Below are 4,192 nucleotides of genomic sequence, written 5' to 3'. Positions count from 1 at the left end.
GCGCCCACCGCGGACCCGAGCAAAGAAAAGCTATTAGTTCTTTTCGAGCATGTTGTGTAGTTCGGCGCTGTCGATGATTGTCGCGCGGCGGCCGAAGATCTTGTTGAGCAGCACGTCGTGCAGTTCCGCGTCGAAGTCGGCGACGCCGTCGGAGAGGACGTAGACGCGGTAGTCGCGGTCGACCGCGTCGATGACCGTCGAGAGGACGACGCCGCTGGTGCTGATGCCCGCGAGGACGACCGTGTTGACGCCGCGGGCGCGCAGGCGTTGGTCGAGGTCGGTGGTGGACATGGCGCCGATGCGCACCTTGCGGACCACGATGTCGCCCTGCTCCGGTGCGAGCGCGTCGACGATCGCCGTGCTCCGGTCGTCGGCGCCCATCGACCGCTGCTCCGCGGCCGCGGCGAACGTGATGTTGGTGGCCGGGACGGTGGCGTAGTCCTCGTCGGTGAACGCGACCCGCACGTAGCCGATGACGCCATCGTGGGCCCGCACGTCGGCGATGACCTCGCGGACCCGGCCGACCAGCGGGTCCGGGTCCGGCAACCGCCCGACGATCCCGTTCTGGAAATCCATCACCAGCAACGCGGTGCGTTTCGGCTCGAAACCGTTGGGCGGCGCGGGCATGCTGCTCTCCTCGCGGTCGTGCGGTCGGCGCGCCGCGCGGAGCAGGCGCCCTCAATGGTCAAGCTACCCGCCGGGTGCGGTGTTCGGCTGCCCAGGGCCGGTGCTCAGTGGTCATGGTGGTTGCGCTGCCAGCGCAGCGGGCCCGGGTGGAACGGCCAGATCAGCCGCCGCCAGCGGGACTGGGTGGCGCGTAGGCGCGAGCCGTAGGCGCGGGCCGCCGTGGCGGCCTCGGTTGCCTGCTTCTCGCTCGTGTGCGCGGGAGCGAAGGCGTCGCGGTTGACCAGGTCGACGAGTTCGGTGAGCTCGGCCGGTAGGGGACCCGCTTCGGCTTCGCCGTCGCCCGTGTCGGTGCGTCGCGTGGCCGCGGCCGCGTGGGTGGCCAGTTCCGTGGCCGACAGGTGGGCGGCCGCGGGCGTGCCGGCCAGGCGCAGCGCGTCGCGTACCTCCAGCCAGGCGCCCTCCACCCGCTCGCCCGGCGTTCCCGTGGTCAGGCGCCGCTGGCTGAGCGCACGCCTCAGCAGCATCAGCACGCACACGGTCGCGACCACGAGCAGGAGGAGTCCGCCGCCACCGCCCGCGTACACCGGCACGAGGCCGTTGCCGCCGGGCGCGACGGCGACGATCGGGGCCGCGGTCGGCGAGGCGGTCGGCTCCAGCGTCGGCAGCGGCGCCTCGGACGGTGGCGGGGTCGGCGGGTCGGGCTTGGGCGGCTCGCGCTCGGGCGGCTCCGGCACCGTGTCGGGCTTCGGCAGCGGGTCGAACGCCACCCAGCCCACGTCGGTGAAGTAGACCTCGGGCCACGCCTGCGCGTCGGCGCCACGGACGGGGCCCGTGCCGGTCGCGCTGCGGAAGCCGACCACGACCCGGGTGGGCAGGCCCATCATGCGGGCGAGCAGGGCGTACGAGGCCGCGAACTGCTCCGAGGTGCCTTGCTGCCCGCCGCCGTTGGCCGGTCCGAACAGGAAGAAGGCCAGATTCGGGTACGCGTGCCCACTGGGCGCGTCGGCGACCACCTTGTAGTGCGTGGCGAGGTAGTCCTCGATGCCCAGCGCCCGCTGGTAGGCGCCGCCGCCGGCCTCCGACGCGATCCGCTCGGAGAGCTCTTGGACCTGGTCGGGCGCGCCAGGACCGATCGCCAACATCCGCGCCACGCCGTCGCCGAACGGCACGTCCGCGGCGGTGAGCAGGTTGAGGTCGGGTTCTTCCTGGAGCGAGGAAACGGTGTACGCGAGCCCGGGCCGCAACCCGTCGGGCTCGATCATGGTCCCGGTCGCGGGGTCGTAGGCGACCCGCACACCGTCCACACGCGACGGTGTCGGCACCGCGGGCAGCAGCCGGCCGGACAGGTCGCCGATCTCGATCCGCTGCGTGATCTCCGCGGTCGCGTTGGTGGGCAGGGTGGCCGGCGCCGGCAGCACCCGGCCCGCGCCCCGGTAGACGGCGCCGACCCGCCAGGTGATCCCGTCGTAGTCGGACAGCACCGCGAGCCGGATCCTGGTCGCCTGGTCGCGGTCGCTGCGCACGTCGAACAGCTTCTGGTCGGGGTTGAGCGCCCAACCCGAGATGCGGATGAGCGGGTTCTCGTCGAGACTGTCGATCTGTGGCGGTTGCACGTACTGCCGCGGGTCGACCGGCGTCGCCTCGACCCGGCCGGTGACCAGGGGTGCGGTGGCCGCGACGAGCGCGATCGCCGCGAAGGCGGCTGCGACCGTCCGGACCTGGAGAGCGATGCGGGCCGTCCTTGGCAGGTCCGCGTCCGGTGCCTGCGGCCGTCCCGTGACGGCCAGCCCGAGGGCGGCGGCGATGACGACCATGAGCACGGGTACGACCGCGGGCGCGGCGTTGGGTCCGACGACGTAGAGGGCGCCGGCGAAGAGCAGCACCGGCGGGCCGAAGCCGATCAGCAGGCGCCCCCACCGCAGCCCCAGCTCGGCACCGGCGAGCCCGGCCAGCCAGGCCGCGACGACGGGCACGATCACCGTGTCGGGGGTCGGCTCGACGGGGATCATCGCGGTGAGCAGCCTTGGAATGCCGTTCCGCGCGGCCTCGACCGCGAGGTCGCGCAGCGGGCCCGGCAGCCCGGCTCGGTCGGCCGACCACCAGAGGGCACCCAGCGTGTAGCCCGCCATGGCGACCACGGACAGCGGGGCCACGAGCCAGGACGGACCGCGCCGTGCGGCTACCGAGATCAGCACGGCGCCGGCGCCCGCGCCCGCGACCAGCGGGACGAGCACGGTGCCGGCATAGACCCGGCCCAGGGCGAGCGCCGCCGCCGCGATCATCACGATCAGCGCGACCGGCGGCACGACGGCCCGCACGAACCTCACCATCGGCGCACCCCACCGAACCCGGCGCGAATCGCCTCCGCGTGCGCAACGGCGATGATGTCGGCCCGGCGGCCGCCTGGCGGTGTGGTGCGGGGGAGCCTCACGGTCCGCGGACCCTGTCCGATGCGGTGGCCGATGCCGCGCTGATTGACGGCGATGTGGCAGCCCATGTTGCCGAGGGGGTGGCGCGCGTTTCGGGCGGCACGGCGGAGAGTGATCGTCCGCGGCGCCCGCCCAATGCCGTCGCGGATGCCGCGCGCGTTCGTGGCCACGGGGTCGAACGCCGGTCGGGCCGCGCTGGGGAGCGTCACCATCCGCGCACCCCGTCCCAGGCGGTGGCGAACGACGGACCGTCCGTCGCGTCCAGGATGACCATGCCCTCGGCGCCTGATGGTGTGCCGCCCTCGCCGAAGACGGCGGCGACGATCGCCGCGTACGGACCGCGTAGTCCGCCGACCAGGCCCAGGTCGCCGCGCGCTCCCGTGCCCGTCAGGAAGACCACCGTGTCGCCGGCGCGTTGCTGGCGCAGCCGGTCGGTGGCCGCCTTGAGGTCGCCGCTGACCAGAGTGGCCTCGGCGAGGCGGTCGAGTGGTCGGGTCGCGGGTGTCGGGTCGCCGGCGACCAGCAGCAGCGTGGCGTCGACGTCCTCGCGGGCCGCGGCCGTGATCACCGACGCGGCCGCCTCGCAGGCGGACTCGAAGGTCGGTGCCTCGCCGGCGGTGCGGTCCGGGTGGGCGGTGGCGCGGTTGTCGAGGAGGACGACGAGCTTCGGGAGGCTCGTGTCGAGCTGCTCGCGGACCATCAGCTCGCCGATCCGCGCGCTCGTGCGCCAGTGGACGCGGCGGAGCTCGTCGCCGACGACGTACTCGCGTAGCGAGTCGAACGTGATCGTGCCGTGCGGGACGCTGTCGACCCGGCCGTCCAGGCTGCGCATCGCGCCGGCCGGCACCGCCGCGAGCGGGTGGATGCGGGGATGCACCCAGACCGTGCCGGTGCCGCCGTGCGAGCGGGCCGCGCTGACCAGGCCGAGCGGGTCGCGCCGCGACACCCGGAGCGGTCCCACCCGCACCACGCCGCGCCGCGTCGTCGGCACCGCGTAGTCGACCGTGGTGTCCTTGCCAGGGCGCAGCCGGAGCACCGGCACCGGGACGGACGCCGCGCCGCAGCGGTCGTGGGCGACGAGGTTCGCGGCGCGTAGGCGGGCGCTGTTGCGCACGGTCAGCGTGACGCCGGCCGGC

The 4,192-nt window shown here is 74.2% G+C and carries 4 protein-coding genes; all 4 read right to left on the bottom strand.

The features are described from left to right. Nucleotides 1-33: 33 nt before the first annotated feature. The gene (locus tag Air01nite_RS40625; protein WP_203708848.1) at nucleotides 34-627 is read right to left on the bottom strand and encodes a cysteine hydrolase family protein; all 594 of its coding nucleotides are present in this window, start codon (nucleotides 625-627) and stop codon (nucleotides 34-36) included. 104 nt (nucleotides 628-731) lie between these two features. After that, on the bottom strand, nucleotides 732-2,957 hold the full coding sequence (locus tag Air01nite_RS40620; protein WP_203708847.1) for a transglutaminase TgpA family protein: 2,226 nt from the start codon (nucleotides 2,955-2,957) through the stop codon (nucleotides 732-734). Further along, nucleotides 2,951-3,268, bottom strand: a complete 318-nt coding sequence (locus Air01nite_RS40615; RefSeq protein ID WP_203708845.1) for a hypothetical protein — start codon at nucleotides 3,266-3,268, stop codon at nucleotides 2,951-2,953. Before Air01nite_RS40615 ends, Air01nite_RS40620 begins: the two co-directional genes overlap by 7 nt. After that, the coding region (locus Air01nite_RS40610) for a DUF58 domain-containing protein (RefSeq protein WP_203708843.1) at nucleotides 3,262-4,192 on the bottom strand (931 nt) is incomplete at its 5' end. The genes Air01nite_RS40610 and Air01nite_RS40615, both read right to left, overlap by 7 nt.

Source organism: Asanoa iriomotensis, assembly GCF_016862515.1.
Classification (GTDB): Bacteria; Actinomycetota; Actinomycetes; order Mycobacteriales; family Micromonosporaceae; genus Asanoa; species Asanoa iriomotensis.
This window is presented reverse-complemented; position numbering and strand designations above follow the sequence as displayed.